The organism is Pseudomonas sp. AM14(2022) (genome assembly GCF_036346455.1).
GTDB lineage: Bacteria > Pseudomonadota > Gammaproteobacteria > Pseudomonadales > Pseudomonadaceae > Aquipseudomonas > Aquipseudomonas putida_A.
In genome coordinates this window covers 215,474-236,905 of record NZ_JAOTNY010000004.1, presented here as the reverse complement: position 1 = coordinate 236,905, position 21,432 = coordinate 215,474, and the positions used below count along the sequence as shown (strand labels likewise).

The 21,432-nt window shown below is 61.1% G+C and carries 23 protein-coding genes; 17 read left to right on the top strand and 6 right to left on the bottom strand.

Annotated features, from left to right (window positions below):
- The first annotated feature begins 98 nt into the window (after positions 1–98).
- From V3W27_RS10520 to V3W27_RS10480, 9 genes are all read left to right on the top strand, one after another.
- A complete protein-coding gene (locus V3W27_RS10520; protein ID WP_330206544.1) occupies positions 99–974 on the top strand; it encodes an SMP-30/gluconolactonase/LRE family protein in 876 nt (291 codons plus the stop codon).
- 270 nt (positions 975–1,244) lie between these two features.
- Entirely contained in the window at positions 1,245–2,063 is an 819-nt protein-coding gene (locus tag V3W27_RS10515) for an SDR family oxidoreductase (RefSeq protein ID WP_027612368.1), read from the top strand.
- A gap of 278 nt (positions 2,064–2,341) precedes the next feature.
- Positions 2,342–3,346: a substrate-binding domain-containing protein gene (locus tag V3W27_RS10510; RefSeq protein WP_027612369.1), complete on the top strand. Its 1,005-nt coding sequence runs from the start codon at positions 2,342–2,344 to the stop codon at positions 3,344–3,346.
- A gap of 33 nt (positions 3,347–3,379) precedes the next feature.
- The gene (gene araG, locus V3W27_RS10505) at positions 3,380–4,924 is read left to right on the top strand and encodes an L-arabinose ABC transporter ATP-binding protein AraG (protein ID WP_027612370.1); all 1,545 of its coding nucleotides are present in this window, start codon (positions 3,380–3,382) and stop codon (positions 4,922–4,924) included.
- Between the two features lie 12 nt (positions 4,925–4,936).
- Entirely contained in the window at positions 4,937–5,905 is a 969-nt protein-coding gene (gene araH, locus V3W27_RS10500; protein WP_027612371.1) for an L-arabinose ABC transporter permease AraH, read from the top strand.
- Positions 5,906–6,091: 186 nt separating this feature from the next.
- Complete coding sequence (locus V3W27_RS10495; protein WP_330206543.1) at positions 6,092–6,805, top strand: GntR family transcriptional regulator; 714 nt, start codon at positions 6,092–6,094, stop codon at positions 6,803–6,805.
- Positions 6,802–7,800 carry an ADP-ribosylglycohydrolase family protein gene (locus V3W27_RS10490; RefSeq protein WP_247268151.1) on the top strand — a complete coding sequence of 333 codons (999 nt, stop codon included), beginning with the start codon at positions 6,802–6,804 and terminating at the stop codon, positions 7,798–7,800. Before V3W27_RS10495 ends, V3W27_RS10490 begins: the two co-directional genes overlap by 4 nt.
- Before the next feature lie 215 nt (positions 7,801–8,015).
- Positions 8,016–9,482 (top strand): purine-cytosine permease family protein, encoded by a 1,467-nt coding sequence (locus V3W27_RS10485; RefSeq protein ID WP_330206542.1) that lies wholly within the window; start codon positions 8,016–8,018, stop codon positions 9,480–9,482.
- The gene (locus tag V3W27_RS10480) at positions 9,475–10,404 is read left to right on the top strand and encodes a PfkB family carbohydrate kinase (protein ID WP_330206541.1); all 930 of its coding nucleotides are present in this window, start codon (positions 9,475–9,477) and stop codon (positions 10,402–10,404) included. Before V3W27_RS10485 ends, V3W27_RS10480 begins: the two co-directional genes overlap by 8 nt.
- Positions 10,405–10,520: 116 nt before the next feature.
- Here V3W27_RS10480 and V3W27_RS10475 read toward each other — a convergent pair whose 3' ends face one another.
- From V3W27_RS10475 to V3W27_RS10460, 4 genes are all read right to left on the bottom strand, one after another.
- Positions 10,521–10,901: a Rho termination factor N-terminal domain-containing protein gene (locus V3W27_RS10475; protein WP_027612376.1), complete on the bottom strand. Its 381-nt coding sequence runs from the start codon at positions 10,899–10,901 to the stop codon at positions 10,521–10,523.
- A 63-nt stretch (positions 10,902–10,964) separates the two neighbouring features.
- Positions 10,965–11,222 (bottom strand): hypothetical protein, encoded by a 258-nt coding sequence (locus tag V3W27_RS10470; RefSeq protein WP_096794892.1) that lies wholly within the window; start codon positions 11,220–11,222, stop codon positions 10,965–10,967.
- A 44-nt stretch (positions 11,223–11,266) separates the two neighbouring features.
- Positions 11,267–11,611 carry a hypothetical protein gene (locus tag V3W27_RS10465; protein WP_096794893.1) on the bottom strand — a complete coding sequence of 115 codons (345 nt, stop codon included), beginning with the start codon at positions 11,609–11,611 and terminating at the stop codon, positions 11,267–11,269.
- A 97-nt stretch (positions 11,612–11,708) separates the two neighbouring features.
- Positions 11,709–12,362, bottom strand: a complete 654-nt coding sequence (locus tag V3W27_RS10460) for an HD domain-containing protein (RefSeq protein ID WP_330206540.1) — start codon at positions 12,360–12,362, stop codon at positions 11,709–11,711.
- A 215-nt stretch (positions 12,363–12,577) separates the two neighbouring features.
- On the opposite strand from V3W27_RS10460, the gene V3W27_RS10455 reads away from it, so the two are divergent.
- From V3W27_RS10455 to V3W27_RS10445, 3 genes are all read left to right on the top strand, one after another.
- A complete protein-coding gene (locus V3W27_RS10455) occupies positions 12,578–13,057 on the top strand; it encodes a GNAT family N-acetyltransferase (protein ID WP_007961964.1) in 480 nt (159 codons plus the stop codon).
- Positions 13,058–13,718: 661 nt separating this feature from the next.
- A complete protein-coding gene (locus tag V3W27_RS10450) occupies positions 13,719–14,009 on the top strand; it encodes a hypothetical protein (protein WP_027612380.1) in 291 nt (96 codons plus the stop codon).
- The gene (locus tag V3W27_RS10445) at positions 14,002–14,496 is read left to right on the top strand and encodes a hypothetical protein (protein WP_330206539.1); all 495 of its coding nucleotides are present in this window, start codon (positions 14,002–14,004) and stop codon (positions 14,494–14,496) included. The genes V3W27_RS10450 and V3W27_RS10445 overlap by 8 nt, the downstream gene beginning before the upstream one ends.
- Positions 14,497–14,539: 43 nt before the next feature.
- Here V3W27_RS10445 and V3W27_RS10440 read toward each other — a convergent pair whose 3' ends face one another.
- Positions 14,540–14,986 carry a hypothetical protein gene (locus tag V3W27_RS10440; RefSeq protein WP_103369245.1) on the bottom strand — a complete coding sequence of 149 codons (447 nt, stop codon included), beginning with the start codon at positions 14,984–14,986 and terminating at the stop codon, positions 14,540–14,542.
- A 190-nt stretch (positions 14,987–15,176) separates the two neighbouring features.
- Between V3W27_RS10440 and V3W27_RS10435 the strand changes: the two genes are divergently transcribed.
- The 5 genes from V3W27_RS10435 to V3W27_RS10415 all read left to right on the top strand — a co-directional run bounded on the left by V3W27_RS10435 (position 15,177) and on the right by V3W27_RS10415 (position 20,352).
- Positions 15,177–16,166, top strand: a complete 990-nt coding sequence (locus tag V3W27_RS10435) for a 2-dehydro-3-deoxygalactonokinase (protein WP_330206538.1) — start codon at positions 15,177–15,179, stop codon at positions 16,164–16,166.
- Positions 16,167–16,185: 19 nt separating this feature from the next.
- Positions 16,186–16,806, top strand: coding sequence for a 2-dehydro-3-deoxy-6-phosphogalactonate aldolase (locus V3W27_RS10430; protein ID WP_041069252.1), 621 nt, complete (start codon positions 16,186–16,188; stop codon positions 16,804–16,806).
- Positions 16,807–16,854: 48 nt separating this feature from the next.
- Positions 16,855–18,003 carry a galactonate dehydratase gene (dgoD, locus tag V3W27_RS10425; RefSeq protein WP_007961968.1) on the top strand — a complete coding sequence of 383 codons (1,149 nt, stop codon included), beginning with the start codon at positions 16,855–16,857 and terminating at the stop codon, positions 18,001–18,003.
- A gap of 180 nt (positions 18,004–18,183) precedes the next feature.
- Positions 18,184–19,488, top strand: a complete 1,305-nt coding sequence (locus V3W27_RS10420; protein WP_097088423.1) for an MFS transporter — start codon at positions 18,184–18,186, stop codon at positions 19,486–19,488.
- Between the two features lie 60 nt (positions 19,489–19,548).
- The gene (locus tag V3W27_RS10415; protein WP_247268160.1) at positions 19,549–20,352 is read left to right on the top strand and encodes an IclR family transcriptional regulator; all 804 of its coding nucleotides are present in this window, start codon (positions 19,549–19,551) and stop codon (positions 20,350–20,352) included.
- Here V3W27_RS10415 and V3W27_RS10410 read toward each other — a convergent pair.
- Complete coding sequence (locus V3W27_RS10410; RefSeq protein WP_330206537.1) at positions 20,349–21,401, bottom strand: NAD(P)-dependent alcohol dehydrogenase; 1,053 nt, start codon at positions 21,399–21,401, stop codon at positions 20,349–20,351. The genes V3W27_RS10415 and V3W27_RS10410 overlap by 4 nt on opposite strands.
- Positions 21,402–21,432: the final 31 nt, after the last annotated feature.

The following is a 21,432-nucleotide window of genomic DNA, read 5'->3' as shown; positions in this document are numbered from 1 at the left end:
GCGATGGCGGTGGGTCAGTCACAATCGTCGTCACTGACCCACCGCTATCGCGAGCAGGCTCACTCCTACAGTTAAAACAACAACATGAAGGATTCGATATGCCGTTGACCGCCGTAACCCAACACCGCGCCAGGCTCGGTGAAGGGCCATTCTGGGACGCCCCGACCCAGGCGCTGTACTGGGTCGATATCGCCGGCAAGCAGGCGCTGCGGCTGATCGGCAACAACGTGCAGATCTGGCAGATGCCCGAGCACGTTTCCGCGTTCATCCCCTGTGCCAGTGGCGACGCGTTGGTGACATTGAGCAGCGGCGTGTATCGACTGGATCTCGATTCCCCGGGCCTCGAACCACGCCTCACGCTGTTCTGCATCGCCGACCCGCAACCCGGCAATCGACCCAACGAAGCACGCTGCGACGCCCAAGGCCGACTGTGGCTCGGCACCATGCAGAACAACATCGGTGACAACGGCGAAGACCTGCCGATCGAGCGTCGTTCCGGCGGCTTGTTTCGCATTGATCCCGACCAGCGTGTCACGCCAATGCTGCTCGGTCTCGGCATTCCCAACACACTGCTGTGGAGTGATGACGGCACCACGCTGCTGTTCGGCGACAGCCTCGACGGGGCGCTCAATCGCTATTTCATTCACACCGACGGTAATCTCGGCAACGCCGAAATCTGGTACGGCCCCGACCAGAACGGTGGCCCGGATGGTTCGGCAGTCGACGCCGAAGGGTATGTGTGGAACGCGCGTTGGGACGGCAGCTGCCTGTTGCGCCTGACGCCGGACGGCAAGGTCGACCGCAAAATCGACCTGCCCGTCAGCCGGCCAACCAGTTGCGTATTCGGCGGCGAAGACCTGAAAACCCTGTACATCACCAGCGCCCAGAGTCCGCACAACCATCCGCTGGATGGCGCAGTTCTGTCGATGCGGGTCGATGTGCCGGGCAAACTTTGCACACGCTTCGCTGGATAAATCCCAAAATATGGGATGCAAAATTATATATTGAGATTATTTGGCAGTCGGGTTTATAGTCGGCTCCAGCAGTAACACGCACTCACACTTAAAAAGAACAAAACAGGTGAAGTGATGCAGCGAACCTCTATCGCACTCCTCAGCGGAGTCAGCGTCTCGCAACGGACCGGCGTCGCTCGCCGCGCCTGCCTGTTTCGTTTTCACAGTTTTCCAGACCGGACATCGGCAGATGCCCGGTTTTTTTGTGCTGACGAACAGGAGTCCTGATCCATGGCTGAACCTCTTTCCTTGCCGCCGGTGCCCGCGCCGCCGAAGGGTGAGCGTTTGAAAAACAAAGTGGTGCTGCTGACCGGTGCCGCTCAGGGCATCGGCGAAGCCATCGTTGCCACCTTCGCCTCGCAGCAGGCCAGACTGGTGATCAGCGATATTCAGGCAGAGAAGGTCGAGAAGGTTGCCGCCCAGTGGCGCGACAAGGGCTACGACGTGCAGGCGATCAAGGCTGACGTCTCGCGCCAGCAAGACCTGCATGCCATGGCCAGACGGGCGATCGAGCTGCACGGGCGCATCGACGTGCTGGTCAACTGCGCCGGAGTCAACGTGTTCCGCGACCCGCTGCAAATGACCGAAGAAGACTGGCGTCGTTGCTTCGCCATCGATCTGGACGGTGCCTGGTACGGTTGCAAAGCCGTGCTGCCGCAGATGATCGAGCAGGGTGTCGGCAGCATCATCAACATCGCCTCGACCCATTCCAGCCACATCATTCCCGGCTGTTTCCCGTATCCGGTGGCCAAGCACGGCCTGCTTGGGCTGACCCGAGCGCTGGGCATCGAATATGCGGCGAAGGGCGTTCGGGTCAACGCCATCGCCCCGGGGTACATCGAGACGCAACTCAACGTCGATTACTGGAACGGTTTTGCCGATCCGCACGCCGAGCGTCAGCGCGCATTCGATCTGCACCCGCCGAAACGCATCGGCCAGCCGCTCGAAGTGGCGATGACCGCGGTGTTTCTGGCCAGTGATGAAGCGCCGTTCATCAACGCCTCGTGCATCACCATCGATGGTGGGCGCTCGGTGATGTACCACGACTGAGAGGATCGTGTTTCAGGCGGTGAACTCCGCGTGAAATCCAATCATCATACGATATGACTATTTTCAACAGGCTTTGCAGCAGTACGTGTCACGCCACCACACCTGTGGCGAGGGAGCTTGCTCCCGCTCGGCTGCGCAGCAGTCGTAAATTCGGGCTGCGCGGTGTGTTTGATTGACCGAGGTAACCGGTTTTAGGGCCGCTTCGCAGCCCAGCGGGAGCAAGCTCCCTCGCCACAAGCTGTTTAATTTGCTCAAAAAAAATAACAAGGAGTCAGCTTATGAAACGTCGTTTCGGGATTCGTACCCTGTGCAGTGCCGCCCTGGCGGTCACCGCGTTCAGTCTGAGCAGTACGCTGCTCGCTGCCGATGCCGTGAAAATCGGTTTCCTGGTCAAGCAGGCTGAAGAGCCTTGGTTCCAGACCGAGTGGGCCTTCGCCGAGAAAGCCGCCAAGGACAAGGGCTTCGAACTGATCAAGATCGCCGTGCCGGACGGCGAGAAAACCCTCTCGGCCATCGACAGCCTCGCGGCCAACGGCGCCAAAGGCTTCGTGATCTGCCCGCCGGACGTCTCGCTCGGCCCGGCGATCATGGCCAAAGCCAAGCTCAATGACCTGAAAGTGATTGCCGTGGACGATCGTTTCGTCGACGCCAACGGCAAGTTCATGGAGGACGTGCCGTACCTCGGCATGGCCGCGTTCGAAGTCGGCCAGAAGCAGGGCAACGCGATGGTCGCCGAGGCGAAGAAACGCAACTGGGACTGGAAAGACACCTACGCGGTGGTCAACACCTACAACGAACTCGACACCGGCAAGAAGCGCACCGACGGTTCGATGAAGGCGCTCGAAGACGCCGGCCTGCCGAAAGACCACATCCTGACCGCCGCGCTGAAAACCCTCGACGTGCCGGGCAGCATGGACGCCACCAACTCGGCGCTGGTCAAGCTGCCCAGTGCGGCGAAGAACCTGATCATCGGTGGCATGAACGACAACACCGTACTCGGCGGCGTCCGCGCCACCGAAGCCGCCGGGTTCGCTGCGGCCAATGTGATTGGCATCGGCATCAACGGCACCGACGCCATCGGCGAGCTGAAAAAGCCCAACAGCGGTTTCTTCGGTTCGATGCTGCCAAGCCCGCACATCGAAGGCTACAAGACTGCCGAGATGATGTACGAGTGGGTCACCACCGGCAAAGAACCGCCGAAGTACACAGCGATGGACGACGTCACCCTGATCACCCGTGAGAACTTCAAGCAAGAGCTGGAAAAAATCGGCCTGTGGAATTGATGGCTGCTCGATCGGTGTGAAGAGGTGACTCAGATGCACGCGCAAGTACAGACACACTCAAGCAGCGCCGGCGGCAGCCTGCGCTTCAACGGGATCGGCAAGACCTTCCCCGGGGTCAAGGCGCTGGACGCCATCAGCTTCGTCGCCCATCCAGGGCAGGTGCACGCCTTGATGGGCGAGAACGGCGCCGGCAAATCGACCCTGCTGAAAATCCTCGGTGGCGCCTACATTCCGAGCAGCGGCGAGTTGCAGATCGGCGAGCAGACCATGGCATTCAAGTCGACCGCCGACAGCATCGGCAGCGGCGTCGCGGTGATTCACCAGGAGCTGCATCTGGTGCCGGAAATGAGCGTGGCCGAGAACCTGTTTCTCGGTCATCTGCCGGCCAGTTTCGGCCTGATCAATCGTGGCGTCCTGCGCCAGAATGCCTTGGCCTGCCTCAAGGGCCTGGCCGATGAAATCGATCCGCAGACCAAGGTCGGGCGCTTGTCGCTTGGCCAGCGGCAATTGGTGGAAATCGCCAAGGCGCTGTCCCGTGGCGCGCATGTGATCGCCTTCGATGAGCCGACCAGCAGTCTCTCGGCGCGCGAAATCGACCGTTTGATGGCGATCATCAGTCGCCTGCGCGATGAGGGCAAAGTGGTGCTCTACGTCTCGCATCGCATGGAAGAAGTGTTCCGCATTTGCGATGCGGTGACGGTGTTCAAGGACGGCCGTTACGTGCGCACCTTCGATGACATGAGCCAGTTGACCCACGATCAACTGGTGACCTGCATGGTCGGCCGCGACATTCAGGACATCTACGATTACCGCAGCCGTCCACGCGGCGCGGTGGCGCTGAAGGTCGACGGTTTGCTCGGCCCGGGGCTGCGTGAGCCGGTGAGTTTCGAGGCGCACAAGGGCGAGATTCTCGGGCTGTTCGGCCTGGTCGGGGCCGGGCGCACCGAGCTGTTCCGCTTGCTCAGCGGGCTTGAACGCAACACCGCCGGACGCCTCGAATTGCGCGGGCATGAATTGAAGTTGCGCTCGCCGCGTGACGCGATTGCCGCGGGGATCCTGCTGTGCCCCGAGGACCGGAAAAAAGAGGGGATCATCCCGCTGGCCAGCGTTGCCGAGAACATCAACATCAGCGCGCGCGGTGCCAATGCCAGCCTCGGCTGCCTGCTGCGCGGGCTGTGGGAGAAGGGCAACGCCGACAAGCAGATCAAGGCGCTGAAAGTCAAAACCCCGCACGCCGGTCAGCAGATCAAATTCCTGTCCGGCGGCAATCAGCAGAAGGCGATTCTCGGGCGCTGGCTGTCGATGCCGATGAAGGTGCTGCTGCTCGACGAGCCGACTCGCGGCATCGACATCGGCGCCAAGGCCGAGATCTACCAGATCATCCATAACCTGGCCGCCGACGGTATTTCGGTGATCGTGGTGTCCAGCGACCTGATGGAAGTGATGGGCATTTCCGACCGCATTCTGGTGCTCTGCGAAGGCGCGCTGCGCGGCGAAGTCAGCCGCGACCAGGCCAATGAATCCAACCTGCTGCAACTGGCTTTGCCGCGCCATCGCGCTGACGGCGTGGCGAACTGAGAGGTGACTATGATGACCATCCAAAACAAGGCGCTGCCGACTCCCCGCAAACCGCTGGACCTGCGGCGCTTCCTCGACGACTGGGTCATGCTGCTGGCGGCGATCGGTATCTTCGTCGCCTGCACGCTGCTGATCGATAACTTCCTCTCGCCATTGAACATGCGCGGGCTGGGCCTGGCGATTTCCACCACCGGCATTGCCGCGTGCACCATGCTGTATTGCCTGGCGTCAGGTCACTTCGACTTGTCGGTGGGCTCGGTGATCGCCTGCGCCGGGGTGGTGGCGGCGGTGGTGATGCGCGACACCAACAGCGTGTTCCTCGGCGTCAGCGCAGCGCTGGTGATGGGCCTGATTGTCGGGCTGATCAACGGCATCGTGATCGCCAAGTTGCGGGTCAACGCGTTGATCACCACGCTGGCGACCATGCAGATCGTTCGCGGCCTGGCGTACATTTTTGCCAACGGCAAAGCGGTGGGCGTGTCGCAGGAATCGTTCTTCGTCTTCGGCAACGGCCAGTTGTTCGGCGTGCCGGTGCCGATTCTGATCACCATCGTCTGCTTCCTGTTCTTCGGCTGGCTGCTGAACTACACCACCTACGGGCGCAACACCATGGCCATCGGCGGCAACCAGGAAGCAGCGTTGCTCGCCGGGGTGAATGTCGATCGAACCAAGATCATCATCTTCGCCGTGCACGGCGTGATCGGTGCGCTGGCCGGGGTGATTCTCGCGTCGCGCATGACCTCCGGGCAGCCAATGATTGGCCAGGGTTTCGAGCTGACGGTGATTTCGGCGTGTGTGCTCGGCGGCGTGTCGCTGAGCGGCGGGATCGGCATGATCCGCCATGTGATTGCCGGGGTGCTGATTCTGGCGATCATCGAGAACGCGATGAACCTGAAGAACATTGATACGTTTTATCAGTATGTGATTCGTGGTTCGATTCTGTTGCTGGCCGTCGTCATCGATCGCCTCAAACAACGGTAAACCGCACTCCCATGTAGGAGTGAGCCTGCTCGCGATAGCGTCCTTTCAGTCACATCGTTGCTGGATGTGCCGACGTCATCGCGAGCAGGCTCACTCCTACAGTAGATCGCGCCATTCTCCCGCCTCTCGTCACCTTCCCCAAATATTCCTTGCCCGTCCGCGCCCGTTTCGGTTATCACTTTGTACATGATTAGACAGGTACGATTTGACAAGAAACAACGGGTGGTCGACGAACTCGTCCGGCGCATTGAAAGCGGCCTCATGGAGGACGGCTTTCTATTGCCCGGCGAGCATCAATTGGCTCAGGAATTCAATGTCAGCCGTGGCACGTTGCGCGAAGCGCTGGCCGAACTGAAGCGGCGCAATTACATCGCCACGCAAAGCGGGGTCGGCTCAATCGTCACCTTCGACGGTGTGGCGCTCGATCAGCGTAGCGGCTGGGCGCAGGCCTTGGCCGACAGCGGGGCCCTGATCAACACCGAAGTGCTGCGCCTGGAAGCCGTGACGCGGCCTGATCTGCTTTCGCGCTTCGGCACCGACCAATTCATCACCCTCGACCGCCGTCGCCGCGCCAACGATGGCACGCTGGTCTCCCTCGAACGCTCTTTGATGCCGGCCACCGGCGGCCTGGAAAGCCTGCCGCGCGTCGGTCTGATCGACAACTCCCTGACCATCACCCTCGCTGCCTACGGCTACATCGGCGAGCGCGGCGATCAGTGGATCGGCGCCGAACCACTCAATGCCGAAGACGCCGAACTGCTCGGGCGCCCGGTCGGCACCGTGTTCCTCAAGGCCCTGCGTACCACCTACGACCGGCAGAACCGTTTCATGGAGCAGGTCGAAAGCCTGCTCGACCCGGTGCATTTCCGCCTGCACCTGCAATTTGGAGAATCGAAATGACCGCGCTCAACCGTGCCCTCGGTGCGTTTTATGGCCTGGCCCTCGGTGATGCGCTGGGCATGCCGACGCAATCGTTGAACCGCGAAACGATCAAGACCCGCTTCGGCCACATCACCGATCTGCAGGACGCCGGTCCTCTGCAACCGATTGCCGCCAACATGCCCAAAGGCTCGATCACCGACGACACCGAACAGGCGATTCTGGTCGGTCAGTTGCTGGTCGAAGGCAAGGGTCAGATCGAGCCGGCAGTCCTCGCCCAACGGCTCATCGAATGGGAAGCCGAGATGCAGGCCAAGGGTTCACAGGACCTGCTCGGCCCATCGACCAAACGCGCCATTGAAATGATCCTCGCCGGCCACTCGCCGGAGGAGGCCGGGCGTTACGGCACCACCAACGGCGCGGCGATGCGCATCACTCCGGTGGGCATTGCGGCAGACGTCGCTGATCCCGAGCGTTTCATCGCAGCCGTGGTGCAGGCCTGTCAGGTCACCCACAACACCACGCTGGGGATTTCCAGCGCGGCGGCGGTGGCGGCGGTGGTCTCGGCCGGGATCAACGGCATGGATCTGGGCGAGGCATTGAACCTTGGCCAGCAGATTGCGCAACAGGCCGAGGCACATGGTTACTGGGTGGCCGGCGGGCGCATCGCTTCGCGCATCAGTTGGGCGAGAACCATCAGCGTCGACAGCGACAAGGCGCTGCTGGCGGATCTGCTGTACGACGTGATCGGCACTTCGGTGGCCTCGCAGGAATCGGTCGTGGTGTCGTTCGCCCTGGCGCAGCAAGTGGCCGTTGGCGAGATGAGCGCATTCGATGCGTTGTGCATGGCCGCCAGTCTTGGCGGCGACACTGACACCATCGCGGCGATTCTTGGCGCCATGCTCGGGGCCTGCCTGGGCCTTGAGAGCTGGCCGGCGCCGATGATTGCCACGGTCAAAGCGGTCAATCATCTGGAGCTTGAACCGTTGGTGCAGGGGCTGTTGACCCTGCGTTGACTGAGCTGACGCCTTCGCGAGCAAGCCCGCTCCCACAGGGGATTTGAGCCGTTCACAAATCTCCTGTGGGAGCGGGCTTGCTCGCGAATGGCGCGCTGCGGATTACGGATTTTTCCCCCGCAATGGATCGCACAGACAGGCCGAGGATGGCCGGGATGTCTTGTCGTTTTGCGTCATTGCCACAACCACAATAAAGGCAAACAGGAGCACTGTTCATGAGTTCAACAAACGCCGGGCAAAGCGCCGGGCAACTGGAAACCCGCGGCATTGAGCCGGTGCCGGAAGCCGAGTGCAACGGTCATCCGCTGCAACTGTTCTGGGTCTGGTTCGCCGCCAACATTTCCATTCTCGGCCTGCCATTGGGCGCCACGCTGGTGGCGTTTCGCGGGCTGGCAATCTGGCAGGCGATCATCGTTGCCATCGTCGGCGCCGCCGGTTCGTTCGCCGTGGTCGGGATCATCTCGATTGCCGGCCGCCGTGGCCGCGCGCCGAGTCTGACCCTGTCGCGAGCGATCTTCGGCGTACGCGGCAATATCGGCCCGACGCTGGTCTCGCTGATGTCGCGTCTGGGCTGGGAAACGGTCAACACCACTACCGCGGCGTTCGTGCTGCTGTCGCTGTGTTCGATCCTGTTCGGCTCGCCGGTTGAAGCGAAAAGTGCGCCCGTGCTGACGCTGATCTTCATCGCCATTTTCGTCCTGCTGACTCTGTCGGTTTCCGGCCTCGGTCACGCCACCTTGCTGGTGATCCAGAAGTGGGCGACCTACGTGTTCGGCGCGCTGAACATTCTGGTCGGCGGCTTCCTCTGCGCGACCATCGACTGGAGCGCGGTGTTCAACGCCACGCCAGCGCCGCTGAGCGCGATGATCATCGGCATCGGCACCATGGCCGCCGGCACCGGGATCGGCTGTGCTAACGCCGGTGCGGACATGTCGCGCTATCAGCACCGCAGCGTCAAGGCTGTACGGCTGGTCGCCTCGGCGGCGTTCGGTGCGGGGATTCCGCTGGTGCTGCTGATCACCCTCGGCGGCCTGCTGTCGGTGGGCAACAACGATCTGGCATCGGCGACTGACCCGATCGTGGCCATCCGCGACATGCTGCCGACCTGGATGGCCGTGCCGTACCTGATCACCGCGTTCGGTGGCTTGCTGCTGTCGAACAACCTGTCGGTGTACTCCGCCGGTCTGACCACGCTGACCCTCGGTCTGAAGGTCAAACGCGTGTACGCGGTGGTGGTCGACATCGTGGCGATCTTCGCCGGCTCGATCTACTTCATGCTGATCGCCGACAGCTTCTACGGCCCGTTCATCACCTTCATTTCCCTGCTGGCGGTGCCGATCACCGCGTGGGTCGGGATCTTCGTGGTCGATCTGATTCACCGTCACTACTACAGCCCCAAAGACCTGCTCGACGTCAGCCCGAGCAGCGCCTATTGGTATCGCGGCGGCATCGAGTGGCGCGCGTTCGGCGCGTGGGCGATTGCCATCGTGCTCGGCTTCAGTTTCACCACCATCGGCACCACCGCCGAGAACGTCTGGTTCAAGGGCTTTTTGTCCGACTCGTGGCTGGGCCACAACGGTCTGGGCTGGATCGTGACCTTCGTGGTGGCCGGTGGCATTTACCTGGTTCTCGGCGGGGCGAAAGATCGTCGCGCCGCGCAAGTCGAGAATGCTCATGCCTAAGATGTTGCACACCGGCCAGGTCATCATCGACCTGGTCATGGCCGTGGACCAGTTGCCGCAAATCGGCGGCGATGTGCTGGCGCAGTCTGCCGCTTTCGAGGCTGGCGGCGGCTTCAACGTGATGGCCGCAGCCGTGCGCAACGGTTTGCCGGTGGTCTATCTCGGTCGCCACGGCACCGGGCGTTTTGGTGATCTGGCGCGTCAGGCGATGAAGGATGAAGGCATTCACATCGGCATCCAGATGCCTGCGCAACGCGATACCGGGATATGCGTGGCGCTGACCGATGCATCGGCCGAGCGCAGTTTCATTTCCTACATCGGCGCTGAAGGTGAGGTGACGCAGGACGACCTGAACAGTGTGGCCGCCGAGGCGGGCGATTATGTGTACGTCAGCGGCTACAGCTTGCTGCATACCGGCAAGGCCCAGGCCCTGCTGGACTGGACGCTGGCGCTGCCGGAGGTGATCAACGTGGTGTTCGATCCGGGGCCATTGGTCGAGTCGCCGGACTCGGCGTTGATGCAGGCGCTGCTGCCGCGCATCGACGTGTGGACCAGCAACAGCGTCGAGGCGTTGCGCTTTACCGGGGCTGCGGACATTGGCGCGGCACTGGATCGACTCGCCGAACACTTACCGCCAGATGTGCTGTTGGTGGTACGCGACGGGCCGCAGGGTTGCTGGATTCAGCAGGCCGGTGAACGTCGGCATGTGCCGGGGTTCGCCGTGAAAGCGGTCGACAGCAACGGGGCGGGTGATGCCCATGCCGGGGTGTTCGTCGCCGGGTTGGCGCAGGGTGTGTCCGCCCATGAGGCGGCGCGGCGGGCGAATGCGGCGGCGGCTTTGGCAGTGACACGATGGGGGCCGGCGACTTCGCCGGGAGTTGCTGAGGTGGATGCGTTTATCCACGAGTCCTGCGGCGACTGATCAACCGCCTTCGCGAGCAAGCCCGCTCCCACAGGGAGATTTGCGTCGTTCACAGTTCCCTTTGTGGGAGCGGGCTTGCTCGCGAAGGGGCCATACGGCTCAGCACAAAATATGGATCAGCCGGCCTTGCGCAACGCCGCAATCAACTCATCCTTGCGCATCGAAGAGCGCCCGGCGATGTTCTTCGCCCGCGCCTCCTTGCGCAGACTGTCTACGGTCTGAGTATCCCGGGAGGCCTTGCTGTCACGCGCATGTCCCTCGCGACTGGCCACTGCGCGTCGTGACGACTCCTTGCGGTCTTCGGACTTGGCACTCGCCGGTTTCTTGCGTCCGGAACCGCCAGCCTTTTCGCCGCCGCCCGACTGTTTGTTGACCGTCGCCCAGGCCCGCGCTTCGGCTGCATCCTTCGACAAGCCTTTTTTCTCATAGCTGTCTTCGATGTGTTCGGCCTTGCGCTTCTGTTCGGCGGTGTATTTGTCTTTGCTTCCACGAGGCATGGGATTTCTCCTCTTGTGTGCAGATTCGACCGCTCGCCGCACCGGCAGCGAGCGGCCTGAGGACTACTGCAAATCCAGCTTGCGCGCCGCTTCAACGCCAGCCGCACTGAGCTTGATCGGCAGATTCAACGAGTGTTCGCCGGCCTCGTTGCAGGTCACATGACCATGGTGAATCAAACCGCGATCCTGCAGGGAGGCGAGGGCGCTGGCCACCACTTTCTCGCCGCGATAATTATCCAGCACCTCTTTGCCCAGTCCGCTCGGATGGGCGTGCAGCAGGCGGGTGAGGACTTCTTTTTCCAGGTTTTTATCGACGTTCATGGTTACCTCTTCATGGATGTGAATAGGACGCTCGCGTCGGCGAACTACTGGCTGCCGCCCTCGGAGCCCGAGCCACCGGTGGTGGTTTTCGAGCCGATGCCGGGGCCGGCGTTATCGGGTGTGGCGGGGGAGTCAGGGGTGTTCATGCCACCCTGGCGGCCGGGGTCACTGCCTTGGGTGCGGGGGTCGGTGCCAGTGGCAGGTGGCTGGTTGATCAATGGAACCCCGGAGCCATCGGTGTTCATGCCTGGGGCACTGTTGATGGCAGGGGCGCGCGGTGATGGAACCGGATCGGTGGGGCCTGTGCCCGCTGCGGTGGTGGACGCGGCGAACACCGCTGGGCAGAGCAGGGCGCTGAATACGAGGGCAGTCAACCTTGACGGGATCATAGGGCTTCTCCAGTGATTGAATTCCTTACCTGTGTTTGGTCTGCCCTTGAATCGGATTGGTGCCTGATGAACGACGAACGGTCGAGACACAGGATTATCAGTCGAGGCCGATTTCTTCCTTGAACTGCTCCATGAAACCCTTCAGGCGCTGATGGCGGATCTGCGCCAGACGCTGACCGGCGCCAGTCTGGAAACCATCGGCGAGGTGCAGCAGCTTGGTCTGAAAGTGGTCGAGGCAGAAGCGGGTGTCGTCGTAGTCGCGCTCCTTGGCTTCAGGGTCGAGCGGGTCGTACAACGCACTGCCCATGCGCCCGGCGACGTAGAAGGTGCGGGCAACGCCGAGCATGCCCAGCGAGTCGAGACGGTCGGCGTCCTGGACCAGTTTCGCTTCGAGGGTCAGCGGGGTGATGTTGGCGGAGAAACTGTGGGCTTCGATGGCGTGGGTGACGCCGCTGATTTTGCTTTCGGGCCAATCCAGATCGGCCAACACGTTGGCGGCTTTTTCTGCGGCGAGACGCGAAGCCTGCGAGCGCAGCGGCGAGTTTTTTTCCACGGACACGCAATCGTGCAGCAGCACGGCAGCGAGCAACACTTCCAGGTCGCCACCTTCCTCGGCCTGCAAGGTGCGCGCGTTGTGCCAGACCCGTTGCAGGTGGGCGAGGTCGTGGGCACCGTCGTCGCCGGGTTCGAGGGCGTGGGGCAGCAGTGCTGCTGCAAGCGACTCCACGGGCATAAAAATCTCAGTGTTCATGAGCATCCTTTCAGACTGGCGAAGTTCCTGTGGGAGCGGGCTTGCTTGCGAAGGCGTCAATCCAGTCACCATCATTGTTGTCTGTCAGACCGCTTTCGCGAGCAAGCCCGCTCCCACATTGCAATATCGGCGCAGGATATTCTCTGCGCTGCCATGTGACGAGCGCCGCATCCGGCCTTAGTATGGCGCTTTCCCTTTTCCGACAAGGCCCGTTCATGACGATCGAAATCCGCCCGGCGACCCCCAGCGATGCGCCGCAAATCCTCGCCTTCATCACCGAACTGGCAGATTTCGAAAAGGCCCGCCATGAAGTCATTGCGAGTGTCACCGACATCGAGCGCAGCCTGTTCAGCGAAGGCGCGACCGCCCACGGCCTGATCTGCCTGCGTGACGGTGTGCCTATCGGTTTTGCAGTGTTCTTCTTCAGCTATTCGACGTGGCTCGGCAGCAACTGCCTGTACCTCGAAGACCTCTACATCACCCCCGAACAACGCGGCGGCGGTGCCGGCAAAACCCTGTTGCGGCATCTGGCGAAAATCGCCTGCGACAACGACTGCGGGCGCTTCGAATGGAGCGTGCTGGACTGGAACACCCCGGCCATCGAATTCTACAAATCCCTCGGCGCGCAACCGCAAGAAGAGTGGGTGCGCTATCGCATGGATGGCAAGGTGTTGCGCGAATTTGCCGAAGGCTGAGGAGATGATGGCAATCCGATGCTGAAGTGATTGCCGCCACCGGGATGGCGGTGTTGTTGCCGATCATTGAGATCAACCAGTTGGTGCAGTAGCTGATTCCGAGGTCGTCTGGTCTGGCCTCTTCGCGAGCAAGCCCGCTCCCACAGGGGACAGAGTTGTTAATGCAATATATGTCACACCGCAAGAACCTGTGGGAGCGGGCTTGCTCGCGAAGGCGCCCGTCAGAACAACAAATAATTCAGACTTTTTTACCAGGACTTCAGCATCACCCGACCCTCAAAAGCACCATCCTCGGGTTCTCCTTTCTGTCATCTGCAACCACCCCGCAACGGCTGCAGCCGTGACATCCGTTCGGTCGCGCCCTCCGCCAACTGCCTATGACGTAACAGCAGGTTTTTGCAGGCCTGTGGCATCTTTGGCAACCAAAGTGTGGCAAGCAATAACCTCGATATCAACAACCCCAGCGTTTGCAACGGCATTGGCCGTCCTCTGAACTAAAAATCTTGAAACTCAATGGCGGGCTCTTTATGGGACCGCCATTTCAAAAAGGATCTCGTAGTGACTGCGCACTGCCCGCCACCAGACACAACGCCACCGTGTGTGCCAACGGCTTGAGCAGCCAAAGCGACGGCTCGACGGTTTCACGCTTGGAGGACAGAACGTGGGTACGACGACGGGATGGGCGAGCGAGCATCAAAAAGAGCCCGCGCCTAAGGCTGAATATTGGGTGAATGTGAGAGCCGATGCCAAGGACTGGAATTTTTCCGACCTGGTGGCTGATTTCGGAGAACAGTGGGATATGAAGAGCGGTCCGAACATGAATGGCAGGGTTGACGTTAACCACGCTGATGCATGGGCCATTTATATTGCCGATCTTGGCGCCGGGCTGTCAGCCAGAGATGTTCTGATGGAATCGGTGGTGTTGCATTTTAAAGGAAGGAAATGTGCGTAAGTTAATTCTGATTTTGATGTTTTCGATGTGTGCTTCATGTGCGATCAGCCACGGAAAACCTATTGCAAAAATCGAGTATTTGGGGGTGGAGCGCTACTTGGATCGAAACATTTACCAAGTCAGTTTTTCGTCCGACGTCGATGTAGACAAACTCTTCAAGTCCAAGATAAGTCAGTCGCTGCTTTGTGCTTTGGGGGAGAGTAGAGATTTTTCGCAGTCGCGCAATCTGAATGAATATGGTGAAGGATGGATTGAGCCTCTGAAGCCTGCAGACGGATCCACTTTCAAAGCGGATCTCATGTTTTATCGTGTGAAAGACTCAACGAGTGAAACGCTGATGAGCAGCAAGGACTTAAGCACTGTATTAGCGGGGCGAAAAACAATCGCATGCAAAGTCAGAATCAACTCCTACTCCTACAAAATCTACTATTCAGAAACGATGAATATTCCTGTTGCTGAGCTGCTAAAGGAAATTGACAAGTACTGAGATCGGGCTTCTTGCCTGATCACAGGAAGCCTTGTTCTGATGCTCATTTCTCTGCGGATTCCCAATGACCGCTGAGCAACCCATCAAGTGTCTTTCGCACGGAAATCTTGAAAGCCCCGGCCTTCTCTTCATCGAAGGCCGCTTTCCAGTAGGTGTAGCCCTGACTGAAATCCGGAATCTGCGCCGTCTCTCCCACGCGACGAGTCAGGCTGCGCTGCAAAGCCTCGGCCTGGAAAGGCAGGTGGGGCATTGCGGTGAACTCGCCTCCGGTGACCGGGTTGATCATCCGGATGCCATCAACGCGGATATGCACGACGGTGCCGTAGTGCGGATAGCTTTCGATTTTGAGGATGGTCAAGGTCGAGGCTTCTTCACCCGGCCGGGTGTTGTAAGCCCAGATATCACCCTCCTTGATAGCGGGCAAGGCGCTGGCAATCGCCGCGAAGCAGAGTGCGCTGCAGAGCAGTAACGCCTTTAAAGCGGTTTTCATTTTTTCTTCCTTGAACCTGTCGGGAGCGGTCGTCGCGTGAATGGGTTCGGCATTTTAGAGATTTGGCGAAGAAACGGCTGTTACACTTGTAAATCCCATAATATGGGAATGATATTTATATATTGAGATTTTCCTGCGCCAAGGTTTATAGTCCGTCGCACTCACTGCCAAAAACAAAACAGGTGAAGCGATGCAGGCGCAATTGATCGCGCTCGACTGGGGGACGACCTCATTACGTGCTTACAAACTCGCGGCGGGAGGGGTGGTGCTGGAGCAGCGTGCGCTGTCGTCCGGGATCATGCAGTTACCGAAGACGCCGCGAGTCATCCACGGTGGTGAATGCGCCGACGGCTTTGAACTGGCCTTCGAAGAGGCGTGTGGCGACTGGCTCGAGGCGCAGCCGGATCTGCCAGTGATCGCCTGCGGCATGGTCGGCAGCGCCCAGGGCTGGCGCGAAGCGGCCTACTGCGAGACGCCGGCGAACGTCGCCAATCTCGGAAATTCCTTACAAACACTGGTCAGTCTGCGCGGCACGCGGGTACATATCGTGCCGGGGGTGATCCAGCGTTCGCGTCTGCCCAACGTGATGCGCGGCGAAGAAACTCAGGTCCTCGGCGTACTGCAGAACCTGCCGGCCGAGGCGGGCGGCGATCTGTTGATCGGTCTGCCGGGTAGCCACTCCAAGTGGGTGGAGGTGGTCGAGGGCCGCATCACTCATTTCGACACCTTCATGACCGGCGAAGTGTTCGCTGTGCTCAGTGAGCACAGCATTCTCGGGCGTACCCAGCAACAGGGTGCGGCGTTCGACGGGTTGGCGTTCGACCGTGGCGTGCAAGTGGCGCTGTCGGCGGACGGCGAACTGGGCGTGCTCTCCACATTATTCAGTGCCCGCACCCTGGGCCTGACCGGCGAACTGACGCCGACGGCGCAAGCGGATTACCTCTCTGGCCTGATGATTGGCCATGAACTGGTGGCGCTTGCCGCAGTCCAGCGGCGCCGACGCAATAGTGCGCATCTGCCGTCGATCATCCTCATCGGCAACGCGCAACTCTGCGCCCGTTATGGCCGTGCCCTCGATGCCTGCGGTTTCGCGCGCGTCACGCTGGCCGAGCAGGCCACCGAGCGTGGCCTGTGGCAACTGGCGCTGGCCGCCGGGCTGCTCGATTCTTTATCCCGTTAACCCTGACTGGAGGCCTGACATGCTCAAGCAAGCATTGGCACAAAACGGTCTGATCGCAATCCTGCGTGGCCTGCATCCGCAGGAAGCCGCTGCTGTCGGAGAAGTCCTGTATGCCGCCGGATTTCGCGTCATCGAAGTACCGCTCAATTCACCGTCGCCGTACGAAAGTATCCGCATCCTGCGTCAGACCTTGCCCGCCGATTGCCTGATCGGTGCCGGCACGGTGTTGACCCCGGAGCAGGTCGAGTTGGTGAAAGAGGCCGGCGGCCAGGTGATCGTGATGCCACACAGCGACGCCAAGGTACTGCGCGCAGCGAAAGCGGCGGGGCTGTACCTGTCGCCGGGTGTTGCGACACCGACCGAAGCGTTTGCGGCGCTGGAGGAGGGCGCGGACATTCTCAAGCTGTTCCCGGCCGAGCAGATGGGCCCGGCAGTGGTCAAGGCATGGCTCGCGGTGTTGCCTTCCGGGACGGTGCTGGCGCCGGTCGGCGGGATCACCCCGGACAACATGCAAGCGTTCATCGACGCTGGTGTGAAAGGTTTCGGCCTCGGTTCCGGCCTGTTCAAACCGGGCATGACGGTTGAGCAAGTGGCGGCCAATGCCAAGGCCTACGTGGCTGCCTGGAAGGCCCTTCGCTGAGATTTATCCGGCGCTGCGTGCGCTGCATCTAACAAGAGAGACAAACAGATGAAAATCACCAAACTCACCACCTTCATCGTCCCGCCGCGCTGGTGCTTCCTCAAGGTCGAAACCGATGAGGGCGTGACCGGTTGGGGCGAACCCGTGGTCGAAGGCCGCGCCCACACTGTCGCCGCTGCCGTTGAGGAATTGTCCGACTACCTGATCGGCAAAGACCCACGCAACATCGAGGACATCTGGACTGTGTTGTACCGCGGTGGCTTCTACCGTGGTGGCGCGATCCACATGAGTGCACTGGCCGGTATCGATCAGGCGCTGTGGGACATCAAGGGCAAAGCCCTCGGCGTGTCGGTCAGCGATCTGCTCGGCGGTCAGGTGCGCGACAAGATTCGTGTGTATTCGTGGATCGGTGGCGACCGTCCGGCCGACACCGCACGCGCTGCGAAAGAGGCGGTGAGCCGGGGTTTTACTGCGGTGAAAATGAATGGCACTGAAGAGCTGCAGTTCCTCGACTCCTTCGAGAAAGTCGATCTGGCCCTGGCCAACGTTGCCGCCGTGCGCGATGCCGTCGGGCCGAACGTCGGTATCGGCGTCGACTTCCACGGTCGGGTACACAAGCCGATGGCCAAGGTGCTGATGAAGGAGCTCGACCCGTACAAACTGATGTTCATCGAAGAGCCGGTGCTCAGTGAAAACTACGAAGCGCTGAAAGAGCTGGCACCGTTGACCAGCACGCCGATCGCCCTTGGCGAGCGGCTGTTCTCGCGCTGGGATTTCAAGCGGGTGCTGAGCGAAGGCTATGTCGACATCATCCAGCCCGATGCCTCGCATGCCGGCGGTATCACCGAAACCCGCAAGATCGCCAACATGGCCGAAGCCTACGACGTGGCGCTGGCGCTGCATTGTCCGCTGGGGCCGATTGCGCTGGCGGCGTGCCTGCAACTGGACGCGGCTTGTTACAACGCGTTTATCCAGGAGCAGAGTCTGGGTATCCATTACAACGAGAGCAACGATCTGCTCGACTACGTGAAGGATCCGCGAGTGTTCGACTACGACCAGGGCTTCGTGAAGATTCCGAACGGGCCAGGGCTGGGCATCGAGATCAACGAGGAATACGTGATCGAACGCGCGGCGGTCGGCCACCGCTGGCGCAACCCGATCTGGCGCCATGCCGATGGCAGTTTTGCCGAGTGGTGAGTCTCTTCTGACCCACCACAAATCCTTGTGGGAGGGGGCTTGCTCCCGAATGCGGCATGTCTGCTAAAGAGATGTCGACTGACACTCCGCATTCGGGAGCAAGCCCCCTCCCACAATTGATCTCCATGGATGGGAGATGGCGTCAATGACCTCAAATAATCATAAGAAGAGGCACCCCCCATGCCAACGCAAACCCTCACCGGGCAGGCGTCTTTAGTCACGCCTAGCCGCAAGCGTTTTTTCATCATGGTGCTGCTGTTCATCACCGTGGTCATCAACTACCTCGACCGCAGCAACCTGTCGATTGCCGCGCCCGCGCTGACCAGTGAACTGGGCATCGACCCGGTTCACGTCGGGCTGATTTTCTCCGCATTCGGCTGGACCTACGCCGCGATGCAGATCCCCGGCGGCTGGCTGGTGGATCGGGTGCCGCCGCGCATCCTCTATAGCGTCGCGCTACTGCTGTGGTCGCTGGCCACGGTGCTGCTCGGCTTCGCCGCGAGTTTTATTGCGCTGTTCGTGCTGCGCATGGCGGTCGGCGCGCTGGAAGCGCCGGCCTATCCGATCAACAGCCGCGTGGTGACCACCTGGTTTCCCGAGCGCGAGCGGGCCACGGCGATTGGTTTCTACACCTCCGGGCAGTTTGTCGGCCTGGCCTTTCTGACCCCGGTGCTGGCCTGGCTGCAACATGAATTTGGTTGGCACATGGTGTTTGTCGCGACCGGTGCGGCGGGCATCATCTGGGCGGCAATCTGGTACGCGGTGTATCGCGAACCGCGGGATTTCAAGGGCGCCAACGACGCGGAGATCGACCTGATCCGCGAGGGTGGCGGACTGGTGGATATTCAAGCGCAGACGGCCAAAGCCTCGTTCAGTTGGACCGACCTCGGCATTGTCCTGAGCAAACGCAAGTTGTGGGGCATCTACCTCGGCCAGTTCTGCCTGAACTCGACGCTGTGGTTCTTCCTGACGTGGTTCCCGACCTACCTGGTGAAATATCGCGGCATGGACTTCATCAAGTCCGGCCTTTTGGCATCGCTGCCGTTTCTCGCGGCCTTTGTCGGCGTGCTGTGCTCGGGGTTCTTTTCCGACCTGTTGATCCGCCGTGGCTGCAGCGTGGGCTTCGCGCGCAAGTTGCCGATCATTGGCGGGCTGCTGATTTCAACCTCGATCATCGGCGCCAATTTCGTTGAATCGACACCGCTGGTGATTGCCTTCCTGGCGTTGGCCTTTTTCGGCAACGGTCTGGCCTCGATCACCTGGTCGCTGGTCTCGACCCTCGCTCCGGCGCGGTTGCTGGGGCTGACCGGCGGGGTGTTCAACTTCATCGGCAACCTGTCGGCGATTGCCACGCCGATTGTCATCGGTTTCCTCGCCAGTGGTGATTCGTTCGCCCCGGCGATCACCTACATCGCGGTGCTGGCGCTGATCGGTGCATTGTCCTACGTGCTGCTGGTGGGCAAGGTCGAACGTATCGAGTTGTAGTCGTCTGCGTCGGGCGACCATAATGCCGCCCGTTCCCTCGCTCAACGGTAAAGGCTGGATATGCAGGAAGACGCCCCGGAAAAAACCAAGGACGCCACACCCACCGGCACCCAGACGCTACTTCGCGGACTGGGTGTGGTGCAGGCGGTGGCCAGTGGCGCCCGCGATCTGAAAGAGATCGCCCGGCTGATCGGCACCACGCGCAGCACCACCCATCGCCTGGCCAGTTGCCTGGTCGATGAGCGCTACCTGCGCGTGGTGCCGCAAATCGGCTATTTGCTGGGGCCTAAGCTGATCGAACTGGGGTTTCAGGCGCGCGAGGAGTTGCCGCTGGTGAGTCTGGCCGGGCCATATCTGGACGAGTTATCGGCGCTGACCGGCGACACCGTGCATCTGGGCATTCGTGAGGGCGACGAAGTCTTGTATCTGCTGAAGAATCCGGGGCGTAACGGCCCGGAAATGCGCTCGCGGGTCGGCCACCGGATGCCGTTGGCGCGCACCGGGATCGGCAAGGCGTTGATGCTCGATGATGCGCCGCAGGATTGGCAGCGCCTGTACGACATCAGCCTGCCGGCGGGTGGGAAAAGTCAGTTCTGGCCGCAGCATCCGCAGCAGTCGTGGGAACAGCTTGAGCAGCGTATGACCGAGTACGTGGCCGGTGGCTACGCGTTCGATCTGGAGGACAACGAACCGTCGATCCGCTGCGTGGCGGCGCCGATTCGTGATGCGAGCAAGCGCATAGTGGCGGCGATCAGTATCGCCAGCACCGTACCGTACATGCCGCTGGAAAAAATGGCCGAGCTGATTCCCCTGATCAAAGGGGTCACAGCCCGGCTCTCGGCAGAACTCGGTCTGAAGGTTTAAAGCTTCAACGTCGCCATGTCGATCACGAAGCGGTACTTCACATCACCGGCGATCATCCGCGCGTAAGCCTCGTTGATCTGGCGGATGTCGAGCATTTCGATGTCGCAGGTGATGTTGTGCTCGGCGCAGAAATCCAGCACTTCCTGGGTCTCGGCGATGCCGCCGATCAGCGAACCGGCCAGCACGCGGCGGCCCAGCACCAGGTTGGCAGCATGCACCGGCGGGTCGATCGGTTCGATCAGGCCGACCAGGATATGCACGCCATCAAAGCGCAGGGTTTGCAGGTACGGGTTGAGATCATGCTGCACCGGAATGGTGTCCAGCAGGAAATCGAAACGGCCTGCGGCGGCGGCCATCTGCTCGGCATCGGTGGAGACGATCACGTGATCGGCGCCCTGACGACGACCTTCTTCGGCCTTGCTCGCCGAACGGGTGAACAGCGTGACTTCCGCGCCCATCGCCTTGGCGAATTTGATGCCCATGTGGCCGAGGCCGCCCATGCCGAGAATCCCGACCTTGTCGCCGGCCTTGACCCCATAGTGCTTGAGCGGCGAGTAGGTGGTGATGCCGGCACAGAGGATCGGCGCGGCGCTGGCCAGGTCGAGCTTCTCCGGGATGCGCACCACAAAATGTTCGCTGACCACGATGCTGTCCGAATAGCCGCCCATGGTGTTACTGCCATCGACCCGGTCCGGGGTGGCGTAGGTCATGGTCGGGCCTTCGAGGCAGTATTGCTCGAGGTTCTGCTGGCAGGCAGCGCAGGTGCGGCACGAGTCGACCATGCAGCCGACACCGACCAGATCGCCGACTTTATGTTGAGTGACGTTCGCACCAACGGCGGTGACTTTGCCGACGATCTCATGGCCGGGCATCAACGGATAAACCGCGATGCCCCATTCGTTGCGGGCCTGGTGGATGTCGGAGTGGCAGACGCCGCAGTAGAGGATCTCGATCGCCACGTCGTCAGCGCGAGGGCTGCGGCGTTCGAATTTCATCGGGGCGAGGGGAGTGGAGGCCGATTGGGCGGCATAACCGATAGCGGTGTACATGAGAAACCTCGCAGAAGCAGTGACAGGTGAG

Excerpts from the sequence above, each read along its gene's own strand:
- dgoD (WP_007961968.1), top strand. The coding sequence starts at position 16,855 with ATGAAAATCACCAAACTCACCACCTTCATCGTCCCGCCGCGCTGGTGC.
- V3W27_RS10430 (WP_041069252.1), top strand. The coding sequence starts at position 16,186 with ATGCTCAAGCAAGCATTGGCACAAAACGGTCTGATCGCAATCCTGCGT.
- V3W27_RS10495 (WP_330206543.1), top strand. The coding sequence starts at position 6,092 with ATGATTAGACAGGTACGATTTGACAAGAAACAACGGGTGGTCGACGAA.
- V3W27_RS10410 (WP_330206537.1), bottom strand. The coding sequence starts at position 21,401 with ATGTACACCGCTATCGGTTATGCCGCCCAATCGGCCTCCACTCCCCTC.
- araH (WP_027612371.1), top strand. The coding sequence starts at position 4,937 with ATGACCATCCAAAACAAGGCGCTGCCGACTCCCCGCAAACCGCTGGAC.
- V3W27_RS10470 (WP_096794892.1), bottom strand. The coding sequence starts at position 11,222 with ATGAACGTCGATAAAAACCTGGAAAAAGAAGTCCTCACCCGCCTGCTG.
- V3W27_RS10515 (WP_027612368.1), top strand. The coding sequence starts at position 1,245 with ATGGCTGAACCTCTTTCCTTGCCGCCGGTGCCCGCGCCGCCGAAGGGT.
- araG (WP_027612370.1), top strand. The coding sequence starts at position 3,380 with ATGCACGCGCAAGTACAGACACACTCAAGCAGCGCCGGCGGCAGCCTG.
- V3W27_RS10480 (WP_330206541.1), top strand. The coding sequence starts at position 9,475 with ATGCCTAAGATGTTGCACACCGGCCAGGTCATCATCGACCTGGTCATG.
- V3W27_RS10490 (WP_247268151.1), top strand. The coding sequence starts at position 6,802 with ATGACCGCGCTCAACCGTGCCCTCGGTGCGTTTTATGGCCTGGCCCTC.
- V3W27_RS10420 (WP_097088423.1), top strand. The coding sequence starts at position 18,184 with ATGCCAACGCAAACCCTCACCGGGCAGGCGTCTTTAGTCACGCCTAGC.
- V3W27_RS10510 (WP_027612369.1), top strand. The coding sequence starts at position 2,342 with ATGAAACGTCGTTTCGGGATTCGTACCCTGTGCAGTGCCGCCCTGGCG.
- V3W27_RS10455 (WP_007961964.1), top strand. The coding sequence starts at position 12,578 with ATGACGATCGAAATCCGCCCGGCGACCCCCAGCGATGCGCCGCAAATC.
- V3W27_RS10460 (WP_330206540.1), bottom strand. The coding sequence starts at position 12,362 with ATGAACACTGAGATTTTTATGCCCGTGGAGTCGCTTGCAGCAGCACTG.
- V3W27_RS10475 (WP_027612376.1), bottom strand. The coding sequence starts at position 10,901 with ATGCCTCGTGGAAGCAAAGACAAATACACCGCCGAACAGAAGCGCAAG.
- V3W27_RS10465 (WP_096794893.1), bottom strand. The coding sequence starts at position 11,611 with ATGATCCCGTCAAGGTTGACTGCCCTCGTATTCAGCGCCCTGCTCTGC.
- V3W27_RS10485 (WP_330206542.1), top strand. The coding sequence starts at position 8,016 with ATGAGTTCAACAAACGCCGGGCAAAGCGCCGGGCAACTGGAAACCCGC.
- V3W27_RS10440 (WP_103369245.1), bottom strand. The coding sequence starts at position 14,986 with ATGAAAACCGCTTTAAAGGCGTTACTGCTCTGCAGCGCACTCTGCTTC.
- V3W27_RS10435 (WP_330206538.1), top strand. The coding sequence starts at position 15,177 with ATGCAGGCGCAATTGATCGCGCTCGACTGGGGGACGACCTCATTACGT.
- V3W27_RS10415 (WP_247268160.1), top strand. The coding sequence starts at position 19,549 with ATGCAGGAAGACGCCCCGGAAAAAACCAAGGACGCCACACCCACCGGC.
- V3W27_RS10520 (WP_330206544.1), top strand. The coding sequence starts at position 99 with ATGCCGTTGACCGCCGTAACCCAACACCGCGCCAGGCTCGGTGAAGGG.